Raw genomic sequence first — 25,212 nt, 5'->3', positions numbered from 1 at the left:
TATTAATGAAGAATACTATTAAAAAGTCCGATTTTGTTCTTATTCCCTACATGAAGAGCAACGATTTTTGGGCAAGTTATCAAATCTTAAATACATTAGTTCCTTATTTATTTTTATGGTTTTTAGTGCTTAAGGTTGCATCTATTTCCTTTTGGTTTTTGCCACTGATCATGATTTTAATGGTATTGTTTTCACTACGTTGTTTTTCTTTAATGCACGATTGCGGACACTATTCTCTCTTTACTTCTAAAAAGGTGAATAGAATTTTTGGTTTTATTTTAGGAATTATCAATGCAATGCCTCAATATTCATGGTCAAGAGATCATGCTTATCATCATAAAACTAATGGTAATTGGGAACGTTATCGAGGAGTAGCAGATTTTCTTTCAATAGAAGAATTTTCTAACCTAACTCCATCAAATCAAAAACTCTATCAATTACTTAGGCATCCTTTAATGGCTATTCCGGGTGGTTTTTTTTATCTTGCTATTAAACCTCGATTAGCTTTGGTTATGGGAATCTATGACTTAATCATCGATATAATTAATTCTTTAAAAACAAAATTAACTATAAATTTGTCAAAAATAATTTCTGACCATAAATCTAAACATTGGCAAAGTGCTGAAGAATTTTGGGATTTACTCTTTAATAATATTTTTGTGATCAGTAGCTGGATTATTTTGAGTTATATTATGGGTGCAGGATTCTTTTTCACTATTTATTCTATTACCTTAACTTTTTCCGCTGCAATATTTATCAATATATTTTTTGTACAACATATTTTTGAAGACTCTTATGCACATAAAACAGAAGGTTGGGATTATATTACTGGGGCAATTGAGGGTAGTAGTTATTTAGAATTACCTACAATTCTTAAATGGTTTACCGCAGACATTGGCTACCATAATATTCACCATCTATCCGAAAAAATACCTAATTACAATCTCCAAGCCTGTCATCAAAAAAATATTCACCTTCTCTCGAAAGTAAAAACCCTTAAGATTAAGGATATGTTAGGGTGTTCTGAGTTTATTTTGTGGGATTGTGCTTCTAGTAGATTGGTTTCTATTGATTCATTTCGTCAAAGTATTTGATCATTGAATAGGAATTATTGAAAAAAATGCTTTTGTGAGATTAAGCAATGGACAATGGTTTTTAATATAGGATGTATTTCCTAATAAAACCTGAGTTCGATATAAAATTATCGGTGATGATGGACTCTCGTTGACAGGCTGACAGGTGGATGGTATTTCTTTTGAATGAATAAAATTATCCCAAAAATTTACACATATTAAAAATTTCCCCCCGTCCACTTGTCCACCAGTCTCGTCTTCAGTATTTTTCTTTTGTCGAACTGAGGTTAATAAAATACTTTTTCACCACATCCTAAATAAGTTGACAAGTTGCCTTGATGACCATTGATTCAAGACTTAAATTACTGATAATGTAGTCTAAATCTTGATCTTAGTGATTTATTGCTACTATATTTGCTTTATTTTTAACTTCAATATTTACACTCGCTAATTTTCCACTGTGCATAGAACGAAGTTCAAGGCTTTTATGTTGTTCAAGATAATTTAAAAACTTCTCTCGAAGGTTGCATTCATGTTCTCGACTACAAGTAATCGTACATAAGTAACACTTTTGGGACGGCTTGTCTCTCAATGATGTTTCATTAATGATGTCCCCTAAAGGTGTTAAAAATAAGTGGGCAAATATAACGATGATTGCTCCAATAAAAGCCTTAAAAATAAAACCTGAACCAGTTAAAGCACCAATAGCCGCCGTACACCAAATAGTTGCGGCGGTGTTTAAACCTCGGATATTTGACCCTTCTCTTAAAATTACGCCTCCTGCTAAAAAACCAATTCCTGAAACAACTTGGGCAATTAGACGAGTAGGACTGCTGTCCTCTTCCATCATCATCGAAAGCATGACAAATAAACAAGCACCAATACAGACTAAACTATTAGTCAATAATCTCGCCATTCTTTGTCACCATTGACGTTCAAAACTTAAACCTGATCCTAATAATAGAGCCACTAGCAGACGAAGTATAAACTCTTTATCTTCCATTTCCAATTAATTTTATTTTTGTTTTTGATGTAAGTTTGACCCAAATACGAATAACTTAAACCATAGTTTTGGGTTAGACTTCGGTAGCCATGAATTTTTGTTTTCTAACCAAGTTTTAAACCAACGACTAAATAATAGATTTTTAAAAGCATCGAGAGTGAAAGCATTATAAGCACCTAACCAACGAAAAATATCCTTACTTCCTGCCATTTGCCAAATCCAAAATAATAAGGAAGGATTTTTCCATGCTGCTTTTAAGGCTAAACGATTAAAAGTGAGCCAATCTGTGCGATCTTTAATAAACATCTCCGCAGTATCAGGCTCATCTGCCAGTAAACCAAAGAAGGTATTTAACATAGAGTTGATGCGTTGAGGTGGTAAAGTCTTATGGGTTGGCACCATCATCCCTTTAGAAAATAGCCAAGTAACGGCGATATTGCTTTGATATGCCTGAATTTGGTTTAAAGAATCTTCGTCTAATAAGTTATATTTGAGAGCAGAGTCTAGTAAAGTGGTCAATTTTCCTAAATTTCGGACTAATGAGCCAAAACCTGTAAAAATTAATGGTGATTGTAAAGAAGCAGCGTCTCCAATAGCTAATATACGATCTGTGGCAATTTTTCGATCGCCTTTTTTGATGGTAAACTTGCCCGGAATATAACCAAAAGTCGGTTTTTTCCAGACTAATTTATCGAGATCACAACGACGATACTCAGGTAAAATCGTAAAAAAGTCTTCATACATTTCCAATAGTGAGCCGGGATTATCAGGATGTACTTGATGATAATGGAATAAATAAATTGTAACTTCATCACCTTCTGCGGGAAATAATTCCCAAATTAACTGTCTGCCTCTCGATATATCTCCATGAGAAAATAAAACATCACCATAATCTCGATCCCACACTTCTGGGGCAATACCTTCTAAGATTGCTCCTACTGTTGGGCAAACACTATCAAAAGCCCGATTACCTGAAATTTGCCATGCAATAGGGGAAGCTGTGCCCATAGCGTCAATCAACAGTCTTGCGGTAGTTTCTTTTTCTTGTTTATTAATTAAATTAGTGGTGTTTACTGTCACTAAATCTGTGCCGACTGTTACTCGGTTAAATTCTGTTTCTTCCCAAATTTCCGCTCCATATTGACGTAATTTTTCACCGCATAATGTTAATAATTTTGAGGTATCGATAGCAATATTTAAAACTGTGGGAGTATGTAAAATATTTGCTTTTAAATTAGAAGGATTATTGGCATCAAAAAACTTACTAAAACCATCTTTATATTCTGCGGCAATTATGGATTCAAATTCTTTTTTAGTAAATAATCCATTATCAATTAATACTTGAAATTCTAGGCGAGAAATATTCCATTCTCGATTCATTCTACCAAATTTTAAGCGTTCAATTAATAATACACTATAGCCTAATTTTGCCATTAAAGCCGCATGAATTGCTCCTAATGCACCACCAACATAAACTATATCATAGTCTGTTTTACCAGTTGTTTGATCTCTAAAAATAACTTGCTTGAGTGGATTTTTTGGAATATTTTTTCCTTGACTTTTAACACTTTCTCTCCATTTTTTTTCCCACCAATAAGCTCTGGTTAAATCATATTCTCCTTGGGGCATCTTTTGGAAAAATTTAACCGTATTTGGATAATGAGATTCTAAAGCAGTAAAAATTGATTGATGAGTTAAATCTATTTCGGGTAAAGAAGAATAATTAGGAGGAAATTTTTGATTAATCGCTATTTCTAATTCTCGTTTTATTTTATTTTCATTAATAACTTGTTTTTCACCCCAACGAAAGATTTTTAAATAAGTAGTTCGTTGTAAACTCCAAGTGAAAATAGACAGTTCATGATTATCAGCTAATTCTAAACGAATACCATCAGGAGTTTTAATTTTTTTGCCTTGAGAAGGTTGCCATATCTCCTGCAACCAATCACAAATAAGTTGAGAATTAGGGTTAGGAATTTCTAAATATAAAATTTCTTTTAGTTTCATTTATATAAGTACTTGATAAAAATATTTAGTTATTAATGAGATGATTTGATTTATTATCTAATAATAGGAGTCTCTTCGCCAAGAGAACAATATCTGAAGATAAACAGCCAGGATTAAGAAATAGCTGATCCAGAAATGATCCAGTTTTCTAATTTTGAATGAAAACAAAAATATGAGAATAGCAAATATTAATAAATAATAAATGATCTAGCAATTATCCAGTTTTTTAATCAACAATAAAACATCAAAGAAAATAATCAACAATAAAACCTTAAAGTGTAGAGATGGATGATGTACAGTGCCAAATTAAATGACATGAAGCCAAATTAGTGTCGTTGGGTTTAATCCTTATTATCTCTACATTATAGTCTTTTTCTCTAATTTACGAAGCTAATTTTAAATGACAAATTCAATGTCGTCTTTATATTTAGTGACAGATTAAATGGCATCTTTTCAAATATTCTTTTTTTTTGACGGTGACAAATTCATCGTCATTTTTTATTTACTGTGTTAAGATAACATTATGTTTTTATTTAACAATTATACTATTTAGAGTGATGCTAGAAGAAAAGCATAACATCGAAGATCATGTAGCTCGATCGAGATTGGAAGATTCAAGTAACAATACGATCGTTTCCGAACTTCCCGTTGAAGCACAACAAAAACTCAAGATTATTCAGTCTCTATTAGAACCTTGTGATAGAGCAACCTATGGAGATAGACTACGAGAGGGTGCAAAAGAACTAGGTATATCGGTTCGTTCCGTGCAAAGACTGTTTAAACGTTATCAGGAAGAAGGATTAAACGCATTAACGATCAACGATCAAAGGGATAAAGGAAAACATCGAATCAAGGATTTTTGGGAAAGTTTTATCCTTAAGACGTACAAAGAAGGAAACAAGGGAAGCAAACGAATGAATGTCAAGCAAGTTGCGATCAGAGTTCAAGCAAAAGCCCTCGAACTAAATGAGACAAATCCTCCTAGTTATCGTACTGTTTTAAGAGTGTTGAATCCCATCATCAACCAAGAGAAAAAAACAATTCGATCGCCAGGGTGGGAAGGTTCTACTTTATCGGTAAAAACTCGTGATGGTGTTGACTTGAATATCAGTTACAGCAATCAAGTTTGGCAGTGTGACCACACTAAAGTAGATGTATTGTTAGTTGATAAAAATGAAGTTTTGCTCGATCGTCCATGGTTGACTACTGTTATAGATAGTTATTCTCGTTGTATTGTGGGAGTTAATATCGGTTTCGATGCCCCTAGTTCTAATGTTGTCGGTTTAGCTTTACGTCATGCAATACTGCCTAAGCACTATCCAGAGGAGTATCGCCTTAACTGTGAGTGGGGTACTTACGGACTACCTCAGTATCTTTTTACTGATGGTGGCAAGGATTTTAGATCAAACCATTTGGAAGAAATCGCCACTCAGTTAGGTTTTGTTTTAAAGTTGCGAGATCGCCCTTCGGAAGGTGGTATTGTAGAACGTCCTTTTAAAACACTGAATCAAAGTCTTTTTTCCACTTTACCAGGGTACACAGGCTCAAATGTTCAAGAACGTCCCGAAGATGCGGAAAAAGATGCTCAGTTAACATTGCAAGAGTTAGAGCGTTTGATAGTTCGTTTTATTGTTGATAAGTACAATCAAAGTATCGATGCAAGAATGGGAGATCAAACTCGTTTTCAGCGTTGGGAAGCAGGATTGAGGGCGATTCCTGAAGTAATGTCAGAGCGAGATTTAGATATTTGTTTGATGAAACAAGCTCGGCGACAGGTTCAACGAGGAGGGTATCTTTTATTTGAAAATATCCATTATAAAGGAGAATACCTTGAGGGATTTGCAGGAAAAACCGTAAGCCTTAGATATGATCCTAGAGATATTACGACTATTTGGGTTTATCAGCATAGCAGAGGGCAAGAAGAATTTTTAACTCGTGCTTATGCTCAGGGATTGGAAACAGAATCTTTATCTTTAGCTGATGCAAAGGCAAGTGCTAAAAGACTTCGAGAAAAGGAGAAAAATATTAGTAATGAGGCTATTTTACAAGAGGTGATTGATCGAGAAGTCACTATCAAGAATAAAAGCCGTAAGCAAAGGCAAAAAGAGGAACAAAGTTATAAAAAAACTCCTTCATTACCTGTCATTGAAAAAGAGCAAGAATCTTTTGAACAGGTGGAAGAAATACTTTTAGATACCGATGATGACTTTGAGGTTTGGGATTTAGATGAAATGAAAGATGATTATGGATGGTAAGTATTATGACAAAAGCACAGTCGATCGCAAAAGAGTTAGGTGATTTGGGTCAAGATGAACAATGGTTACACCAAGAGATTTGTCGTCTTAATCGAAGTAGTATAGTTCCTTTAGAACATTTGAAAGATTTACACAATTGGTTAGATGAAAAACGAAAAGCAAGACAATCTTGTCGTATTGTAGGGGAATCTCGCACGGGGAAAACCATCGCCTGTGAGTCCTACAAACTCAGAAATAAGCCTTCCCAAAAAGGACAACAAACTCCCTCTGTGCCTGTGGTTTATATTATGCCTCCTGCTAAATGTAGTGCCAAAGATTTTTTCAGAGAAATTATTGAGGCTTTGCGGTATCGAGCGGTTAAGGGTACGGTATCCGATTTTAGATCGAGAGCGATGGATGTTTTAAAAGCCTGTGATGTGGAAATGTTGATCGTTGATGAAGCTGATCGTCTTAAACCTGATACTTTTCCCGAAGTTAGAGACATCAGCGATAAGTTAGAAATGTTAGTGGTTTTAGTAGGAACAGATCGACTAGATGCTGTTATAAAAAGGGATGAACAGGTTTATAACAGATTTCGATCGCACCGTAGATTCGGGAAGTTAACGGGAGAGGATTTCAAAGAAACTGTATCAATTTGGGAAAAGGAGGTTTTGAATTTGCCTGTTGCCTCTAATTTAACAAAACTGGATATGTTCAAGATTATTACAAAAGCAACAGGGGGTTATATCGGTAGATTAGATGAACTTCTCAGGGAGGCGGCAATTAAATCCCTTTCAAGGGGCAAAAAAGCATTGAAAAGGATATTTTACAGGAGGTAGCAAGAGAATATTCATAATTCGATTCGTTATGGTGAGGGAAGGTTTTTAACTGTCATGCTGACGACAGGAAGCATCTCTGGGAGATTCCTCGATAAACTCGGAATGACAAGAGGGAAGGCAAATTAAGGAGGTTATTTATTTATGTTGGATACGGATATTAATACTTGGTTACTACCGATCGAACCTTTAGAGGGGGAGAGTTTAAGTCATTTTTTAGGAAGAGTGAGAAGAAGAAATTATCTTAGTGCCAGTGCTTTAGGAGAGTTAGCTGGTATTGGTGGTGCGATCACTCGGTGGGAGAAGTTCCGCCATTATCCTTTCCCCTCAGATGAGGAGTTGACTGCTTTAGGTAATTTATTGGGTTTAGAGTTGTTTCAATTAAAAGCGATGTTACCCTCTGAACCGATGAAATTAGAGCCTATTCGTCTTTGTGGGGCTTGTTATGGTGAAATCCCCTCATCATCATATTGAATGGCAATACAAATCAAGATGGAAATGCGATCGACATGATTTAAAACTGTTGTGTAAGTGTCCTAACTGTGGTGCTAGGTTTAAAATTCCATCTCTTTGGGAGTTTGGAAAGTGCGATCGATGTGGACTTGATTTCTGTGAAATGAAAAATACTCTAAATTAATTTTACACTATATATAGTGTTATAACTTTATAATTAACACTATATATAGTATTTTAGTCTATTAAGAATAACTTGTATGGAATATACCATTATCAATATTACGAAGGAAGAGTCCAAATATGCAGAATCAAATGGGGAAGTTTACGGAGTTATAAAAAGGTTAGGGATGAATATTTCTGTGTATGTTGAATTAGGCAGAGAAAGACCATATCACAGTAATTCCAATGATGATATTAATACAGAATATAAGTTTTTTAGTGGTTGTGAGGTAACTTGTTTCAAAAACGAAGAAGATTTAGCGAATTGGAGTAATGGGGTGGAAATAAGACCGATACAATTTCTAACAAATCACAATGTAAAAATTTGTTTTTAGCTAGGCAAAGATAACAAAGCTCGTCTAGGTTTTCTCTTTTCCGAAGTTAATACATCTTTATTTTTCAAAATAAAATCAACTATTTCAGACTGTTTAACTTCTTGAGTCGTTCCATCTAAGAATCTTGCTGTTACCGTTACTTCTTTTTCAGGTTCGATCGCAATATCTAAAATTTTCGGTGATTCAGAATTTAGATCGGCAAAGTTTTGATAATATGCTCGAATCTCATCATTTAAAACAGGTTCATTCGATGAATCTTTTTTGGATAACCCCAGTCTAGCTCCACTCCAAGGAGTTTCTCTATGGGTTAATTTTCTTAGTTGCTTACTCGTTAAATTTCCATAAACTCTGAACACTTCTTCTAAAACATATAACTCAGACTTTGAAAATATATTTGTTTGCTGTGATTGAATTGGATACTCTCCAGATGAATTATTTTTACAATATTGGTATAAAGTAGGTGCAACAGGACCATTTTGCCATGCCTCTAGTTGCTCATCAAATAAAAGTTTGTTGTAAAAAGTCAGATTCCATGCTTGAGCATAATAAACTAGCTTTTGGACTTTTAATTTATCTGGTGTTTTCCCATCAGTATCTAAACTTTTTGAGATGAAGTAATTAGCTACATCTATTGGTGTTACCATTTGTAAACCTCCTGTGTGAAATCTGAACTGTTTTTGCTCATTTTCATTCCTATCCTAACACTTGAAAGAATCGATGTAAAAATAAATGATAAACCTATTTACTGTCATGCTGACGTTAGGAAGCATCTGGGGGATTCTTCGTAAACTCAGAATGACATAAAAACCTTTGTCATGCTGAGGTTAGGAAGCATCTGGGGGGGATTCTTCGTAAACTCAGAATGACATAAAAACTGTTGTCATGCTGACAATAGAAAGCATCTAAGAGAGATTCTTCGTAAACTCAGAATGACAAAGGGGAGGAAATGAATGACAAGGCGGTTAGGTGGTTTTACGATCGATTGTCTTCTTACTTTTGCTTGATTTCTCGGTTAAGGTTTTCTCCTCTCTAATTCTCTCCAATAATACTTCTGCTGGTTCATCGTTGGAGTCTTGGGGTACTAATTCTCCTCGAAAGGCTTTGGCTAAGATTGATTGGGTTAGTTTATCTGTGTAGGCTTTGGCTTTTAAGTATCTTTGTTCGATTAAGTCACATTTTTTGAATAATGCCTTTACCCTTTTCACTATCTCTTTTTGTTCTTCAAGAGGTGGAACGGGGACAGGAATTGTATTTAGTATTTTAAGATTGATGTTTTTTTGAGCAGTTGCGGGGGCAAAAGTCTCCAAATCATTTTGAATTGTTTTTACATAACATAGTGCAAATAAAACTTTAAATAATCCTTGCTCTGGAATAAATCCCACTACACTATCAGGAAAACAAGCAGGATAAGATAGTATCGCTGTATCAGCTATGTTCGCCGCTATCGTTATACATAAAGTATTTTCAGGAAATAAACGACTTTGAGCTAATCCTACATCACTATAAGTCTGACGATGAGAAGTTATATAAATATTAGATTGAGCAATATCACCAGTTTGTATAAAAGGATAATCGCCCCCAAATAGTTCGGGTGCATTTCTAGGACGATGTTTTGATTTACCTCTGCTGAGTTCACCTAAATTTTCAAAATAACTCCAAGTCCATGTCTCAGGAATAGAATAAACATAATCATTATTGATTTCGTTATTGTCAAATTCAATCACTTTAGTTTTTCTTCTTCCCTCTGCTTTAGCTTTGGTACATTCTTCCTCATAGCGTCTTATTCTCGCCTCTTGAATACGTTTTAATAATTTCTCAGCAGGTTCAATGTTTGGATGTGATTTTCTCCAATCGGCAGTTAAACGCCCTGAACAAGCGGAAGCTAAGACGGATTGACGGAATCTTTTAAGGATGGTTGGTATTCGGGAGAGGCGATCGCAACTCTCATTCACCTTTGCTAACAACTTCTCTAATTTCGCTACTATTCGCTTTTGTTCATTTAAAGGGGCGATCGGAATTTCTACTTGTTTTAAAACAGTTTGACTTATGTTTGCTTGTGTTCCTCCTTTTCCTACATCAAGCAATTCTTGTCTAATTCTTCGTAAGTAATAGAATAAATATTTGGTTTCAACTTCTTCTAGGATAGATTTAGTAAATGCGATCGCTTGATTTGTCGTGCATTCTATTCCTGCAATTCCTAACTTACCAATACTTCCATACATTGCAATAAGAATAGAACCCTTGTCAACTAATTTTGCACTACTATTCTTTAAGCCAAGTTCTGTAATGGTTTTTGCTGATTTTGTAACAACTCCATCATTTAAGTCCGCAATGATCAGCCAAGAAATATCACCACCATAGTATTCTGACTGACTTGATTTTGGAGTACCACCAGACCCCCATTCTGCAATATCATTTAACGTTAACCAAGCCCATTGTTTGGGAATATTCCATGTTTTAATCATTCCTTGAGGTAACTTATCATCTACTTTTAAACTTTCTGTTTTCATTTATAAATTCTCCTATACTTCAACGGTGACTTTTAAATTACTTGGCTTAGGTAAAGGCTTATTTCTGGCTTGATAGTCTTCAATCAATAACTCTAAAACCTCTTGACCATTTTTTAACGCTTCCTCATAGCTATTCCCGTGAGTATGAGCATAAGGACCAAATTCGGGTAAACTAACGATATATTTTTGATCCTCGTTTGACCATTGGATAAGAATACTATATTGACAATTCATTGATTTACTCCGGTATATTTTCTAAGTCTTTGAGGGCATTTTTAACATCTTTTTCTTGATAGCGATCTGCATCAGCACCATCTTTACCAGAAAGGGTTAAACTATAATCTAAAAGGGCATGACTCCACACAGTATGACTTCCTTTTCCTGAACGATAAATAAATCCTGCTTTGAGCAACATCGACTTAAGTTCTCTAATTTTTTTCGGCACTTTCGATGAATCCTTCTTTTATTATCTTATTTCGAGCGTTTATTATTGTCATTCCGAGCTTGTCGAGGAATCTCTGAGATGCTTCGTTACCTCAGCATGACAAGGGAATTAATCCTCAATTAGTTCTAAAATGTCCTTAAGACTGTCAACTACCGCCTCTAACTCGGTAATAGCCTCACTAGCCAAATAATCAGGCTCAGGTAAATCGTCCGCATCCTCCAAACTTTCATCCTTAAGCCAAGTAATATCGAGCTTGTAATCCCTAGCCCTAATTTCATCCAGAGAAAAGCATCTAAACCGCCCCTCAATGCCCAAATCCGTCCGTTTTGCCCTACCATTAGGATCATCCCCATAACACTGCTCAAACTCCTCAAAATGTGCCTTAGTTAATGGGCGTTCCTTTTTTGTCACACTTGGTACATTTGAACGAGCATCGAAGATCCAAACATTTTCGGTGGGCAAGCCCTTTTGTAAAAAGATGACATTCGCCTTAACCCCTTGAGAATAGGGCGTAAAAGTCCCCCTCGGCAGTCTTAATACCGTATGTACGTTACAATCTTCCATGAGAATCTTAAACACTTCTCCTGCCTTATCTTCAAATAAACAGTTATCAGGAAGGACGATCGCAGCTCTACCCCCTCGCTTTAAAATAGTCAGGATATGCTGAATAAAATTAAGTTGTTTGTTACTGGTTTCGATGGTAAAATCATCTCGGACTGGTAACTGATTCGCTCCCTTCGTGCCAAAAGGGGGATTCGATAAAATACAGTCGAAGCGATCACCACTATCAGGCTCATATATAGCATCTCCTAGATAAATAGTCGGCTCTAATCCTTGCAAAAAGAGATTCATCAACGCTAAACGGCGAGGGCGAGGTACTAAATCCTGTCCGTAATAAGTTTCGGTTTTAATGCGTTTAATCTCCTTCCTGTCAAATACTCCCCCCGTTTCTTGTAATAACCACTGATAAGCGGATACTAAGAAACCGCCAGTACCACACACAGGATCGCAAACCTTGAAATCAATACTCTGTCTGGGATCAGGCTTCATTAAACAGACAATAGACTGAATTAAGACTCTAGGGGTGAAATATTGCCCTGCACCTTTTTTCCCTTCACTAGCCGCCTTTTCTAGCAATCCCTCGAAGGCTTCGGCTTTCACATCCACCCCTAAACTTGTCCATTCAATTTCATCAATGATATTAATTACCTTTTTCAAATTGACAGGATTATTAAAACGGGGCATGGCTTGATTAAAGATGTCACTCAATAACCCCTGTTCTTTTTGTAAAGTACGAATCAGATTAAGATAATGTTCGGTTAATTCTTCTCCTGACTTGGCTTTAAGGGTTTTCCAATCACAATTAGAGGGAACGTCGATCGCTTTTTCATCCGTCATTTTGAGGAATAACAGATAGGTTAGCTGTTCGATATAATCATTATCTTTATCCTTTTTGTTTTCTTCTGAGAGTTCCCATAATTGATTAACTATACTTGATGGTTCTAAAAGAGGATTCATTAATGAATATTTTTGATTAAGAATGATATGATCAAGTGTAGATGTATTTTCAATGTTTGCAAACTGTGAATAAAAATGTCAACAGATAAGTCAACCAATAAATTAACTCAAATAATAGAGGCTAAAAGACAAAAACAATTAGAAAGAGAAAATAAAGAAAAATGGATCAGAGATGAATTATTAAAAATGGGATTCATAAAATCACCCATGGCTGCTGTTAACTTAGTTTATGCTCATGAAGGAAATGAATGGTATGTGTATGAGTCTGATGACTACTGTTTGTATTTTGAGATTTACATTGATTTTAATTGCGAAAAAGCTGAAATATATTGTTATTCACTATCGGTTTGGGAAAATAAACATTTAGATATAGAAGAACAGTTTGAGGAATATTTTTGGAATATGGAGTGTCCTCAAGAAGATTGTGTTATTTCCGAAAATGGAAATGCTGAAGAACTTTTGGAAAAAATACTTGCCTCAATAGAAAAATTAACTCCGGAAATATTATATCCAAGAAGTCTAGATCCACATTCAGATACCTAATGTGTGAAATTTAGGTATTTTCTACAAGGCAATTTGATGATTTAGTATTTTTACTAAATCCTGTAAATCCTGAAAGAAAACTTGTTGAGCTTTGATTTTCCCCCCATGCAATTCAAAGATAGGGGCATATTCAAAGTCATCTAAATCGATACTGAGATTCTGGATTAGATGTTGCTTGATATAACCCAACCACTCTAATTGCTCATCGGTAAACTGTTTCCCATCAGTCACAGATGCGATCGCCCTTTCTACCCTTTCTTCTGCGGTATAAACAGGATAAGAATGATCAAAAGCCGAACGGATCAAAGAAATAATATCAGCTAAAGCCTTTTGATGGACTAACTTATAAGCCCTTTGTAAATTATCCTCTGTAAAACGATGCTCCTTCAACTTACTTCTTAACTCCTCTAAGGCTTCTACTCCCCAATCTTGGGGGCGTTGACGCAATATCTGTAACGCCTCTATCTGTTCGCTATTCTCCTCGACAAAACGGTAGAAAGCCGTTAAGTAATCCTCTGGCTTTTGCCCCTGCACCACCACTTCCGATGTAACAGTATCCTCAACCTCCTCCGCAATTAAAAAAGTAGCTCTGCGACGGGGATAGTCTTCCAGAAAATCTATAAATTCTTGATCTTGTAATAATGAAAGGGCTTCTTCTGGTTGTTCATCAAATAAGTCTTGAAAAGTTCGAGCTAACCCTTTGTTACTAGCACCATTTAAATACAAATCTAATTGCTCTCTCGCTTCAGTGGCGATACTGCGATCGACTCTGTGTAACCGCCGATTTAACATATCCAAATGACGTTCTCGATCGACATCATAGATAATATTACCCACAAGCTGACTTAAAGGCATAGCCTGTTGACGGGGAGGCACAAAGCGAAAATCAGTGGTATCCGCAAAATATTCTACTAGAGAGCCATTAAAACAATCAAACACCTTAAAATGAGTTTTATCTATGTCTTTACATAGTCTTGTACCCCTTCCCAACATCTGCACCCAAAGAATACGAGACTTAACAAATCGCATAAACACCACAAACTCAATGGCTGGTATATCGATACCCGTAGTTAATAAGTCCACTGTAACGGCAATGGCAGGTTTAGGACGGTTACGAAACTCCCTTATTTTTTGTAAGGGGCGATCGACTTTCCCCGTAATCTTTTGGACGAAATCATCTCCCCTGTTAAAGACTTCCTTACAAATAGAAACCACCTGATTAGCGTGGGAAGTATGCTCTAAATCGTTACAAGCAAATATTAATATTTTGGGAAAACGCCCTGTTTCTTGTTCATGTTGCTCGGCATATTTAGCAATTTCTTGAATAATTTTTCGAGTGCGATCGGGTACTGTTATTTTACGTTCTATGTCAGTAGCATTAAATTCTCTTTCATCTTCTAATTGATCATAAAAATTCTCTCCTGTTTCTTGATCGACCCTTGTAACCATTTCTCCTTCTCTTAGGAAAGCACCATTAATAGTCACTTCCGAGTTAATATTAACCTGCTCATAGTCCACTAAATAACCATCGGCGATCGCCTGTTCTGTACTGTAACGAAAAACAACCTCTTTAAAAAGATTCAGGGTATGAATGGCAGGAGTGGCTGTTAAACCAATCTTAATGGCATCAAAATGATCCAAAACTCTTCGCCAATAACCATTTTCACTGGCAGTATAACCTCGATGACACTCGTCAGAGATAATGAGATCAAAGGCATGAATAGGGATTGGCAACTGTTCCACACCATCTTCAAATTCACAATCTCCACTATCATCTGTCACTATGACATTTTCTGATTTTTCTGTCTTTTTGAACTTGTCGAGGAATCTCTCAGATTCTTCACTATCGTTCAGAATGACATGATTATTAGCATTCCCGAACAAATTGAGTTTCATCCTTTGAATAGTTGATACATACACAAAAGTATGAACTTCTGAAGGATCAGTCAAATACTTATTCGGTAGTACTTTGGAATTAAACTTGTCTTCCTCTCCAAAATCTTCCTGTTGAAATTGTTGACTATAAACCTCGTACTCTTGATCAAACTTCTTTCCATTAGGAGTCGAAAAGGACGCAAACGCTCTCACTGCTTGTGCAGCTAATGCCCTGCGATCGACTAAAAACAATACCCGTTTCACCCTTTTAGAAACCAATAGACGATAAATAGAAGAAACGATCATAAAAGTTTTTCCTGTACCTGTTGCCATCGCCACCAATAATTCTCGTCGCCCTTCGGCTATAGCTTTTTCAATGGATGCGATCGCTTCTACTTGGTATGGTCTTAAATGCTCATTTTGTTCGATCGGATTATTTTCAAGCCACTCAAAGGAGAAAGATACTTTTCTTTTTAATAATTCTGCCAACCCATTGGGGGTATGAAAAGAACTAATTTCACGAGCTAAATTGAACTTTTCTCGCACGTCAAGGAAATAAATTAACTGCCCATTACTAGAGTACAGAAATGGAACTCGATAACCTTCCCAATTTCCGATGCCTTCAAATGCACCTTTTGAATAACGTTTTGCCTGTTCTAATGCCGATAATGGCTCGATCAATATTTTCTTCGCTTCAATAATTCCTACTAATAAGCCATTCACAAATAAAACATAGTCTGCTCTCCCCGTAGTTAAAGGATATTCTCTTACCCCATGATTGACTAATTGAGAGCTATCAAGATCAGGAGTATAGTCCACTATATTCCATCCTAAAGCCGATAAAATCTGATCGATACGATTCTTTCTGGTAGTAGCTTCTGATTCCATTTGCTGTGCCTTTTGTCTTATTTCTTGATGATCGATTTCTTGAGAAGAAACTTGATCTAGTTTTTCGGTTAAAGAAGAATGAATCTCATCTAACCAAATGGGGATAACAGCGCATCCTTTTTTTAAGCATTGTTCTATATTATTAATCTCAAAATCCATAATTACCATTGTGTGATCATCATCATGAGATAAGAGATAACGACTTTGAATATTTGAATCCGTAAAATGGGGATCTCGTTCTTTAAGCGCTTCCAATCCAGCACAAGCCTGAGAATAATCTAATCCCCCAGACAATAATTTCTGCATCACCATTAAAACTACTAAATTTTCTCTGGTGTAAAATACACTACGTCCTTTTCCTGTTGCATCTACCTCTGGTACTACTAATCCCTGTTCTCGCCAATATTGCAATTGACGCAAAGTACAACCAGTTATCTGTGAAGTTGTTTTAGTGGTAAGAAACATCAACTTAAGTAGTTTTTTAACAAGGAATCATTTTTACTAGATTTTTATTGTACCTAAAAGCAGACTTTTACGTTATTACTATTTTAATGATAACATTATGTTATTTTTAAACAAATACTAGACAGTTTGAAAAAAGTTTGTTAGAATCAGATTCAAACATTAAGGTCGAACAAAAATACTAAATAGAGTTATTCTGGAAATGGCTGTTATCACTATTCATTGTCGTCTAATTAGTAGTAAATCGAATCGTCATCAACTCTGGAATTTGATGGTGCAGAAGAATACACCCTTGATCAATGAGTTACTATTAGAACTATCTCAACATGAAGACTTGGAACAATGGTGCGAATTAGGTAAATTACCATCAGGTTTAATTAGTAAACTATGTGATCAATTAAAACAAAGAGCAGAATTTGAAGGACAACCATCCCGTTTTTATGCCAGTGCCATAAATCTTGTTGATTATATTTATAAATCTTACTTGCGTACCCAGAGACGTTTACGTTTTCGGTTGCAAGGACAGCAAAGATGGTTTGAGATGTTTAAGAGTGATACAGAATTCAAGAATGAAACTAATTTTTCCTTAACGGATATTAGAGTCAAGGCTAGAGAATTGTTAGATAAAGATTTAAAAGATTCTTCTCCCGATGACTATTTTAAGACTTATGAATCGACATCAGATTTACTAACTCGATCGGCAATATCTTACTTACTTAAAAATGGACGTAAACTTCCTGAGAAACCCGAAGATTATCAAAAATTTCAGAAACGTCGCCGTAAACTACAGATTAAGATAGAGAAATTGCAAAAAAAAATAGACTCTAGCCCTCCTATGGGAAGAAATCTTACTAATGATTCATGGCTAGGGATGCTCAATTTAGTTTCTAACACAATTCCGCAAACTGATGAGGAAGCAAAACAATGGCAAGATCAATTACTTAGACAATCTAAGTCTGTTCCTTATCCTGTTATGTTCAATACCAATGAAGATTTAAGATGGAGTAAGAACAAAAAAGGACGTTTGTGTGTTACTTTTAATGGCTTGGGTAAACTTGTTTTTGAAATCTATTGTGATCAACAGCAGTTAAAATGGTTTGAGCGTTTTTATGAGGATCAGGAAGTCAAAAGAAAAGGAAAAAATCAACACTCTAGTGCTTTATTTACTCTACGCTCAGGAATGTTGCTCTGGCAAGAACATGAGGGCAAACAAGAAGCATGGCAAAATAATCATTTGACTCTATATTGCTCTTTAGATACTTGTTTTGAGACGGCAGAAGGTACGGAATTAGTTCGACAGAAGAAGGTGAAAGAGGTTGTTAATCTCATTGATGCTATGAATAATAAAAGTGAGCGAACTAAAACTCAAGATGCTTTTATCAAACGCAAACAATCGACTCTCGCTCGTCTTGATAATTCTTTCCCCCGTCCAAGTAAACCTTTATATCAAGGGAATCAAAATATTGTGGTTGCTGTTTCCATGAGTTTAGAATACCCTGCAACTATTGCTATGTTCAATATGTCTTCGCAAGAAGTCTTAACTTATCGAAGCACGAAACAACTATTAGATAATAATTATCACTTGCTTAATCGTCAACGTAACCAAAAGCAAAGACTTTCTCATCAAAGACATAAAACCCAGAGACAAAATTCTTCTGATTTTTTCACTCAACAAGAATCGGAGTTAGGGCAGTATCTCGATCGTTTATTAGCTCAAAGTATTGTTTCAATAGCCAAGCAGTATCAAGCTAGTACAATACTTCTTCCAAACTTGAAAAATATTCGAGATTCCATTCAAGCTGAGATAGAAGCAAAAGCCGAGGCGAAGATTCCAAATTGTAAAGAAGCTCAGAAAAAATATTTGAAGAATTATCGAATCAATATTCACCATTGGAGTTATGGACGTTTAATTGATAGTATTCAACTTCAAGCCTCGAAATTAGATATTTTGATTCAAGAAGTAAAACAACCCATTCGAGGTAGCCCCCAAGAAAAAGCCAAACAAATGGCAATATTAACTTTGGAATGATTATAGAACCTTGAAAATTGAATATTAATCGCACCGTAGCTCATGTTTCGACCTCTGTGCTATGTAAAATGAGGGTTCGTTTGTCTGTATCATAACAGATGTGCTTTCTGACCCTAGTGACTGTCCACCCTGATGCTGCCTACTCCGTAGGGAATAAGGTGTGCACCCAGCAAAAAGGGGATAGACGTACTATAGTGATGGCACTGAATCACCTCCGACCAAGGAGGAATCTATCCTTTAGACTGTATTATTTTTCGGTCTTGATGTGGAATTTCATTGTTACCCCTTACGCTAACGATAGAAACTATATCTATCAAACCTTTTAAGAACTGTTCTTCCCTTAAAAGTAAAAACGTGTTAGCTGAAATGAACTTTTTTCCTTAACCTTACGCAAATATGGATTCAATCTCTTACTGTATAAGGCTTCCGAAGCACGGGGTTTCAATCAAGTTTTCCCTTTGGGGTTGATTGAAAAATTATCTAATCGGGGAATATTGCCTCCATTGATGGTTTCAATCAAGTTTTCCCTTTGGGGTTGATTGAAAATATCTGAGCAACGATCAAATTAGGGTAAGACAAAAAATTAATGATCGATCGAGCCGAAATAAATCAATACAGTATAATCGACTTAGGATAGATTGAAAGGACATCAATGGGGTCACAAATAAAAATTAAATTTCCCCACCATCGAAACAAACCACAAGGCAAATTTATTAGACGACATTTAATTTGTCACTGCTTATTAAAAGACAAGAATTTGGCATAACGACATTAATTTGTCACCGATGACAATTAATGTGGCACTGTACAAAAATAAATGGACGTATCGTGACTCGAACACGAGACCCCATCGATGTCAACGATGTACTCTAACCAACTGAGCTATACGTCCTTCCTGTAATTTATTATATCTTCAATGAAACAATGATGCAAGGTAAGTTCCTAATTTAATATTTTTACTCTCAATCTAAATTTATCTACACTGTTATCTTCGCATCCAAAATACTTTTATAATTTAATTTTATTGTCTTTTTTAATATCTATAATGGAATATCGCCGATTTGGTAGAACAGAATTATCTATGCCTGTGTTTTCCTGCGGAGGAATGCGTTATCAATATAAATGGCAAGATTTACCCATAAATGAAATCCCTGAAGATAATCAACGTAATTTAGAATTAACTATTAAAAAAAGCTTAGAAATTGGCATAAATCATATCGAAACTGCTAGATTTTATGGTTCGTCAGAAATACAATTAGGACAAATTCTGCCAACATTACCAAGAGAAAAACTTATTATTCAAACCAAAATCTCCCCAGAAGAAGATGGTAAAGTATTTAGAGCTAATTTTGAAAAATCTCTGAGTTATTTGAATCTTGATTATGTCGATTTACTAGGTTTACATGGTATTAATACCTTTGAACTATTAGATTGTACGATGAAGGAGGGTGGTTGTTTAGAAGAAGCGAGGAAATTGCAACAAGAAGGGAAAGTCAGATTTATTGGTTTTTCAACCCATGCACCAACAGATATAATCGTAAAAACGATCAAAACTAATGAGTTTGATTATGTAAATTTACATTGGTATTGGATATATCAAAATAATTGGGAAGCAATTTTAGAGGCTAACCACCATGATATGGGTGTTTTTATTATTAGCCCTTCAAATAAAGGGGGTATGCTTTATCAATCACCTTCTAAGTTAATTAATCTAACTAAACCTCTTTCTCCCATCGTTTTCAATAATTTATTTTGTTTATCTCGTCCTGAAATACATACTTTGAGTATTGGTGCAGAAAAACCTTCAGATTTTGACGAACATTTAACTACCTTATCACTGCTTCCTCAAGCAAAAGAATTATTACCCCCAATTATTGAAAGATTAGAAAACCATGCTAAAGAAATATTAGGGGAAGAATGGTTAAACACATGGCATATTGGATTACCGAATCATGAACAAACCCCTGGTAATATTAATATACCCATGATTTTATGGTTACGAAATTTAGTATTAGCTTACGATTTAGTCGAATATGGGAAAATGCGTTACAATTTGTTAGGTAATGGAGGACATTGGTTTCCAGGAAAAAAAGCGGATAAATTAGAGGAATTTAATTTAACCCAATGTTTAGTCAATAGTCCATATAAAGATAAAATACCTCAATTTTTGGCGGAAGCACAGAAGATTTTAGGGGGAGAAGAAGTTAAGCGTTTATCTCAAAGCTAGGTTAACAATTAATAATTAACAATTAATCTAAGTTAATTCAGGTTCAACTTTTTTTGTTAATTGAGTTTGAATAGCTTTAGTTATTATATGGGATAAAAAGCCAATTGGTCCTGCAAATAAACAAAGAATTAATGAGTGTATTGTCCAAATTTTTTCATTTTGTCCTTGCCAATAGATATATCTTCCCAAAAATAAGTCTAATATTAGAAAGTGTACCCAACCGGCAAAAGTTACGACAGGATCACTAAATACTTTGGCTAAATCTAATAATTGAGGATTAGATAAAGTAGCTATTGATTCTGGGTTTAAGCTGGTAATAAAAAGATAAATATATAAAAAAATTAGTGGTAAAAATATTAAGTAAGATTCCATTATTTTTTTAGTTAATACCCAATTTGGCATAAAAATAATTAATAACCAAAATGGAAGCACAAAAATATTTGCTATGTTAAATAAAAAATTTAAGTCCATAATCTGCATTTTCACCTTCAGTACAAATATTGAAATGATACAATAAAAGAGAATTTTTGTTAATAAATCTTTATATTATTTAACTGCGAATGATGTTTCTCACCACTAATACCATTGTCAAATATGGATGTTTATTTTTATTGTTATCACCTTTGACGGGGTGTTTTATGGAATCGAAAACCGAAGCACAAGAAGAGCAAGACGTAAGTAAAAATCCTCCTCCCCCTGCCGTAGATGCGATAAAAGTGACAAGAGAGTTTCTGAATAAATCACAAGAATATATTGGTACAACAGAACCTATTAAACAAATTATATTGCGATCGCAAGCTGAAGGACAAATATTAAGTTTGAAAGTGGATGTTGGTGATAAAGTTAGTCAGGGACAAGTTATTGCTGAATTAGATAATACTTTATTAAAAGCGGCATTATATAAAGCAGAAGCAGAATTGGCTTCTCTTCAATCCGCAGTTATCGAAGCTGAAGCAGATGTAATTTCTGCACAAGCACAGGTGAAATCTGATCAAATACGTTTTGCACAAACAGAGGTTGATGCGAATAGGTTAAAAGAATTATATGATGATGGAGCAATCGCAAAAAGAGATGTAGAATTAGCTATGACAGAAGCAAAAACTGCTAAACAGTCGGTAAAAGCATCGGAATCTCAAGTAAAGGTCAAAAAAGCTACTGTAGAAACAGCTAAAGGAAGAATTATAAGTCAAAAAGCTGTTATTCAAGAAGAGAAAAAGAGATTAATTTTTACGAAAATCAAAGCACCTAGTAGTGGTTACGTCTTAGAAAGAATGACTGAACAGGGAAATTTAATTCAACCCGGAGGAGAAATTATTAGAATAGGAGATTTTAGTCAAGTAAAAGTAAATGTTGCAGTATCAGAATTAGAATTAAAAAACTTAACTTTAGGAAAAACAGTTAATGTTAATTTAGATGCTTTTCCTCAACAAAAATTTACTGGTATTATTAATAGAATATCACCAGCAGCAAATCAAGAATCAAGGCAAATTCCTTTAGAAATTTTGTTAAGTAATCAAGATCAAAAAATTAGTAGTGGTTTATTAGCTAGAGTAACATTTAATAATAATGAAAATCCTCCTATTCTTATTCCTGAATCAGCCTTAAAAATAGATAATCCTAGGGGTAATAAACTTTCAAATACTGTTTTTATTTTAGATAATATCAATGGAAATGAACAGGTAATTACTAGACAAGTTACCATAGGAGAGAATAAAAATGGCAAAGTAGAAATATTATCAGGACTAAATTCTAATGATCGTTTAATAGTTAAAAGTAGTGGTAAATTAGAAAATGGACAAACCGTTAGGTTGAGTGCCATTTCGACTATTAACTGAAATGATAAGTAGATAAATGAGGTGGGATTTATGAAAAACAAACTGTAGGGCTTCTTCAACATTAAAAAAGCTAAAAGGTTAACATTTGTTACAGTTAATTTTTTTTGTTAAGTAATGGACTTTTTTTTGTTAAAATTATATTCAATAATAAGTAAAAAACATTAAATCAAGTTTAATCAAATTGAGATAAAAATAAGTATTTATACTTATAAAAAAAGAGAATTTTACGAAAATTAATATCTCAAACATGAATGATAAATTATTGATGATGTTTTAAATAAATATGGTAGCCATTATTATTCTTGAGAAAAAACGTTCTCATTTTAGAGAATTAAGAAATCGGCTTTTATCATAATGGTAATAGTATTTTTGATGTTTTTTTCTAATCATTGATTTTTTTGACTTATAATTTAGGATTACTATATATTGTTTTAAATAGTCAACAATTTAAAATTATCTTTCCATAATTCTTGATTCATTACTATCTATTAATTAGGAGATAAAGACTATGGCTACTATGACAATGACTCCACCTAAAAATGCCGTGAAAACTCACAACGTAACATTAGTTTTTCCTGATGGGAATAAAAAAGTGTTAAATGTAAAAGAGGGTGAATATATTAGTGATGTGGCAATAACTCAAGGGATAAAATTACCCTCATCATGTAATGCAGGAGTTTGTGTAACTTGTACTGGAAAATTGGTAGAAGGTTCGATCATTCATGATCACACTTTTTTACAACCGAAGGAAGAAGAAGCAGGATTTTTATTAACTTGTCGAACTTTTGTTACCTCGGATTGTGTTATTTTAACTAATCAAGAAGATGCTTTATTGGATATGTAAATAATTTAAAATAGATCCTTGACAATCAACAATTATTGTGAATTAAATTAGTGATTTAGTTTCAAAAATTATAAGGAGTTTTTTAAATTAATACTTTTGATTTTTCAGCCTTTTTAATAGATAATAGCAAAGAGATAAAATACCATTATATTAACTATTAAAATGTCAGAAGTTAGAAAAGCCGTTCAAAAACTTTATAACACGTATCCTTTTCCTCCAGATCCATTATTAGATGAACCACCTCCGGGTTATAATTGGCGTTGGCATTACCAATCTGCTTATAATTTTTGTACGGGAATGAAGCCTCAAAAAGAAAAAATTCGTATTTTGGATGCTGGTTGTGGTACAGGTTCTGGTACAGAATATTTACTATTGCATAATCCTACGGCGGATATTGTTGCTATTGATATTAGTGAAAATGCCTTAGCTACGGCACAAAAACGGCTGGAAAAATCGGGAGTATTAAATAATTTTCAAGGTACAATTACTTTTAAACAACTTCCTCTTGAATCTGTTAATACTTTAGAGGGAAGTTTTGATTTAATTAACTGTGTCGGTGTATTACATCATTTACCAGAGCCTGAAATCGGCATTAAAGCAATAGCGGAAAAGTTAGCCGAAGGCGGCATTATGCACATTTTTGTCTATGGAGAGTTAGGTAGATGGGAAATTCAATTGATGCAAAAAGCCATTGCTTTATTACAAGGTGATAAGCGAGATGATTATGTTGACGGGGTGAAAGTTGGTAGGGAAATTTTTGCAACCTTACCTGAAAATAACCGCCTAGTTACTAAAGAGAAACAACGTTGGCAATGGGAAAATCAAAGAGACGAATGTTTTGCAGATATGTATGTGCATCCTCAAGAGGTTGACTATAATATCAATACTTTGTTTAAATTCATCGCTGTTTCTGGTTTAGAATTTATTGGTTTTTCTAACCCTGAGTCATGGCAATTAGAGAGGTTAATTGGCAAAAATCAAGACTTAATTAATCGAGCAAAAAATTTAACAGATCAACAACGTTACCGTTTGATAGAATTACTTGATCCTGATAATACCACTCATTATGAATTTTTCTTGGGAAAACCGCCTTTAGTAAGACAAAATTGGGAAGATAATAATTTATTAAAAAAAGCAAAACCAGAATTAAATCCTTGTATGCTAGGTTGGGAGAGCAAAAGTTTATTTAACTATCAATTTCAACCTATAACTATCGATGATGATGAATTTTCTTTTATGCAATATTGTGCTAAAAATCCTTCAGAAAATTTAACGGTAGGAGATATTTTCTCTCAAACTAATTTTACTTTAGATCAAGTTCGATTACTTATCAAAAAACAATTAATAATGTTAGTTATTAATTAATAATTAATCATTAACAATTAACAACTATAGACAAATTATCTAATTTTTAGTTAGTCATTACTTACGGTTTTAGCGAGGCTAAAATTACGAAATTGAAGTGCTTGTTTTTCAATCTTATCTGCTAAACGATTACAGACAAGATGAGATAACTCAAAAATAAGAGAGTCTTCTACATAATAATAAGCAGAGGTGCCTTCGGCACGACGATTAATAATTCCTGCCTGTAACATTATTTTGAGATGTTTAGAAACATTTGCCTGACTGGTTTTGGTATTTTCCACTAATTCTTGTACACACTTTTCTCCATCTCCTAATAAATTTAAAATTTGCAAACGCATGGGATTGCTTAATATATTAAAATATTCCGCTACTTGTTCGAGAATTTCAGGTGGTACAGATTGAACTACAGTCATAGAACTAGAGATAATTAACATCTATATTTTACTTAGTTCTTGTACTTTTTCCCAATCTCTTTAAGTATGAAGTTAAAATTTGTTCTTCTATTGTA

The 25,212-nt window shown here is 34.3% G+C and carries 21 protein-coding genes and 1 tRNA gene; 11 read left to right on the top strand and 11 right to left on the bottom strand.

Going from position 1 to position 25,212, the window contains the following annotated elements; all coding sequences use genetic code 11:
• Positions 1 to 5: 5 nt before the first annotated feature.
• A complete protein-coding gene (locus GM3708_RS03900) occupies positions 6 to 1,094 on the top strand; it encodes a fatty acid desaturase (protein WP_066344274.1) in 1,089 nt (362 codons plus the stop codon).
• A gap of 370 nt (positions 1,095 to 1,464) precedes the next feature.
• On the opposite strand, the gene GM3708_RS03895 is transcribed toward GM3708_RS03900, so the two are convergent.
• Positions 1,465 to 1,989: an MgtC/SapB family protein gene (locus tag GM3708_RS03895; protein ID WP_231933064.1), complete on the bottom strand. Its 525-nt coding sequence runs from the start codon at positions 1,987 to 1,989 to the stop codon at positions 1,465 to 1,467.
• A 99-nt stretch (positions 1,990 to 2,088) separates the two neighbouring features.
• On the bottom strand, positions 2,089 to 4,083 hold the full coding sequence (locus GM3708_RS03890) for an NAD(P)/FAD-dependent oxidoreductase (protein ID WP_066344273.1): 1,995 nt from the start codon (positions 4,081 to 4,083) through the stop codon (positions 2,089 to 2,091).
• A gap of 557 nt (positions 4,084 to 4,640) precedes the next feature.
• Here GM3708_RS03890 and GM3708_RS03885 point away from each other — a divergent pair.
• From GM3708_RS03885 to GM3708_RS03870, 4 genes are all read left to right on the top strand, one after another.
• Positions 4,641 to 6,338, top strand: a complete 1,698-nt coding sequence (locus GM3708_RS03885; RefSeq protein ID WP_231933063.1) for a Mu transposase C-terminal domain-containing protein — start codon at positions 4,641 to 4,643, stop codon at positions 6,336 to 6,338.
• Between the two features lie 5 nt (positions 6,339 to 6,343).
• On the top strand, positions 6,344 to 7,156 hold the full coding sequence (locus GM3708_RS03880) for a TniB family NTP-binding protein (protein WP_315862621.1): 813 nt from the start codon (positions 6,344 to 6,346) through the stop codon (positions 7,154 to 7,156).
• A gap of 141 nt (positions 7,157 to 7,297) precedes the next feature.
• A complete protein-coding gene (locus GM3708_RS03875; protein WP_315862620.1) occupies positions 7,298 to 7,627 on the top strand; it encodes a hypothetical protein in 330 nt (109 codons plus the stop codon).
• A gap of 239 nt (positions 7,628 to 7,866) precedes the next feature.
• A complete protein-coding gene (locus tag GM3708_RS03870) occupies positions 7,867 to 8,163 on the top strand; it encodes a hypothetical protein (RefSeq protein ID WP_066344271.1) in 297 nt (98 codons plus the stop codon).
• Here the strand turns inward: GM3708_RS03870 and GM3708_RS03865 are convergent.
• The 5 genes from GM3708_RS03865 to GM3708_RS03845 all read right to left on the bottom strand — a co-directional run bounded on the left by GM3708_RS03865 (position 8,160) and on the right by GM3708_RS03845 (position 12,636).
• On the bottom strand, positions 8,160 to 8,807 hold the full coding sequence (locus GM3708_RS03865; RefSeq protein ID WP_066344270.1) for a Panacea domain-containing protein: 648 nt from the start codon (positions 8,805 to 8,807) through the stop codon (positions 8,160 to 8,162). The genes GM3708_RS03870 and GM3708_RS03865 overlap by 4 nt on opposite strands.
• 318 nt (positions 8,808 to 9,125) lie before the next feature.
• Positions 9,126 to 10,673, bottom strand: a complete 1,548-nt coding sequence (locus GM3708_RS18220; protein ID WP_066344269.1) for a restriction endonuclease subunit S — start codon at positions 10,671 to 10,673, stop codon at positions 9,126 to 9,128.
• Positions 10,674 to 10,685: 12 nt separating this feature from the next.
• Positions 10,686 to 10,907 carry a type II toxin-antitoxin system HicB family antitoxin gene (locus GM3708_RS03855; RefSeq protein ID WP_066344268.1) on the bottom strand — a complete coding sequence of 74 codons (222 nt, stop codon included), beginning with the start codon at positions 10,905 to 10,907 and terminating at the stop codon, positions 10,686 to 10,688.
• 4 nt (positions 10,908 to 10,911) lie between these two features.
• Positions 10,912 to 11,118, bottom strand: coding sequence for a type II toxin-antitoxin system HicA family toxin (locus tag GM3708_RS03850; protein WP_066344265.1), 207 nt, complete (start codon positions 11,116 to 11,118; stop codon positions 10,912 to 10,914).
• Positions 11,119 to 11,226: 108 nt separating this feature from the next.
• Positions 11,227 to 12,636, bottom strand: a complete 1,410-nt coding sequence (locus tag GM3708_RS03845; protein WP_066344264.1) for an N-6 DNA methylase — start codon at positions 12,634 to 12,636, stop codon at positions 11,227 to 11,229.
• A 75-nt stretch (positions 12,637 to 12,711) separates the two neighbouring features.
• Between GM3708_RS03845 and GM3708_RS03840 the strand changes: the two genes are divergently transcribed.
• Positions 12,712 to 13,179, top strand: a complete 468-nt coding sequence (locus tag GM3708_RS03840; protein WP_066344263.1) for a hypothetical protein — start codon at positions 12,712 to 12,714, stop codon at positions 13,177 to 13,179.
• 21 nt (positions 13,180 to 13,200) lie between these two features.
• On the opposite strand, the gene GM3708_RS03835 is transcribed toward GM3708_RS03840, so the two are convergent.
• A complete protein-coding gene (locus GM3708_RS03835; protein ID WP_071827574.1) occupies positions 13,201 to 16,407 on the bottom strand; it encodes a type I restriction-modification enzyme R subunit C-terminal domain-containing protein in 3,207 nt (1,068 codons plus the stop codon).
• Positions 16,408 to 16,606: 199 nt separating this feature from the next.
• Here GM3708_RS03835 and cas12k point away from each other — a divergent pair, with 199 nt between their 5' ends.
• Positions 16,607 to 18,433, top strand: a complete 1,827-nt coding sequence (gene cas12k, locus GM3708_RS03830; protein ID WP_066344262.1) for a type V CRISPR-associated protein Cas12k — start codon at positions 16,607 to 16,609, stop codon at positions 18,431 to 18,433.
• Between the two features lie 818 nt (positions 18,434 to 19,251).
• Here cas12k and GM3708_RS03825 read toward each other — a convergent pair.
• A tRNA-Val gene (locus GM3708_RS03825) sits at positions 19,252 to 19,325 on the bottom strand.
• Between the two features lie 153 nt (positions 19,326 to 19,478).
• Here GM3708_RS03825 and GM3708_RS03820 point away from each other — a divergent pair.
• Positions 19,479 to 20,660: an aldo/keto reductase gene (locus GM3708_RS03820; protein WP_066344260.1), complete on the top strand. Its 1,182-nt coding sequence runs from the start codon at positions 19,479 to 19,481 to the stop codon at positions 20,658 to 20,660.
• Between the two features lie 27 nt (positions 20,661 to 20,687).
• On the opposite strand, the gene GM3708_RS03815 is transcribed toward GM3708_RS03820, so the two are convergent.
• Entirely contained in the window at positions 20,688 to 21,131 is a 444-nt protein-coding gene (locus GM3708_RS03815; protein WP_082713989.1) for an ABA4-like family protein, read from the bottom strand.
• A gap of 89 nt (positions 21,132 to 21,220) precedes the next feature.
• Here GM3708_RS03815 and GM3708_RS03810 point away from each other — a divergent pair, with 89 nt between their 5' ends.
• The 3 genes from GM3708_RS03810 (at position 21,221) to GM3708_RS03800 (ending at position 24,704) form a co-directional block, all read left to right on the top strand.
• Positions 21,221 to 22,495: an efflux RND transporter periplasmic adaptor subunit gene (locus GM3708_RS03810; RefSeq protein ID WP_231933061.1), complete on the top strand. Its 1,275-nt coding sequence runs from the start codon at positions 21,221 to 21,223 to the stop codon at positions 22,493 to 22,495.
• Between the two features lie 508 nt (positions 22,496 to 23,003).
• Complete coding sequence (locus tag GM3708_RS03805; RefSeq protein ID WP_304440343.1) at positions 23,004 to 23,339, top strand: 2Fe-2S iron-sulfur cluster-binding protein; 336 nt, start codon at positions 23,004 to 23,006, stop codon at positions 23,337 to 23,339.
• Positions 23,340 to 23,501: 162 nt separating this feature from the next.
• Entirely contained in the window at positions 23,502 to 24,704 is a 1,203-nt protein-coding gene (locus GM3708_RS03800; protein WP_066344256.1) for a bifunctional 2-polyprenyl-6-hydroxyphenol methylase/3-demethylubiquinol 3-O-methyltransferase UbiG, read from the top strand.
• A gap of 50 nt (positions 24,705 to 24,754) precedes the next feature.
• On the opposite strand, the gene GM3708_RS03795 is transcribed toward GM3708_RS03800, so the two are convergent.
• Positions 24,755 to 25,117 (bottom strand): helix-turn-helix transcriptional regulator, encoded by a 363-nt coding sequence (locus GM3708_RS03795; protein WP_173644990.1) that lies wholly within the window; start codon positions 25,115 to 25,117, stop codon positions 24,755 to 24,757.
• Between the last annotated feature and the right edge of the window lie 95 nt (positions 25,118 to 25,212).

Source organism: Geminocystis sp. NIES-3708 (genome assembly GCF_001548095.1).
Lineage (GTDB): Bacteria > Cyanobacteriota > Cyanobacteriia > Cyanobacteriales > Cyanobacteriaceae > Geminocystis.
This window is presented reverse-complemented; position numbering and strand designations above follow the sequence as displayed.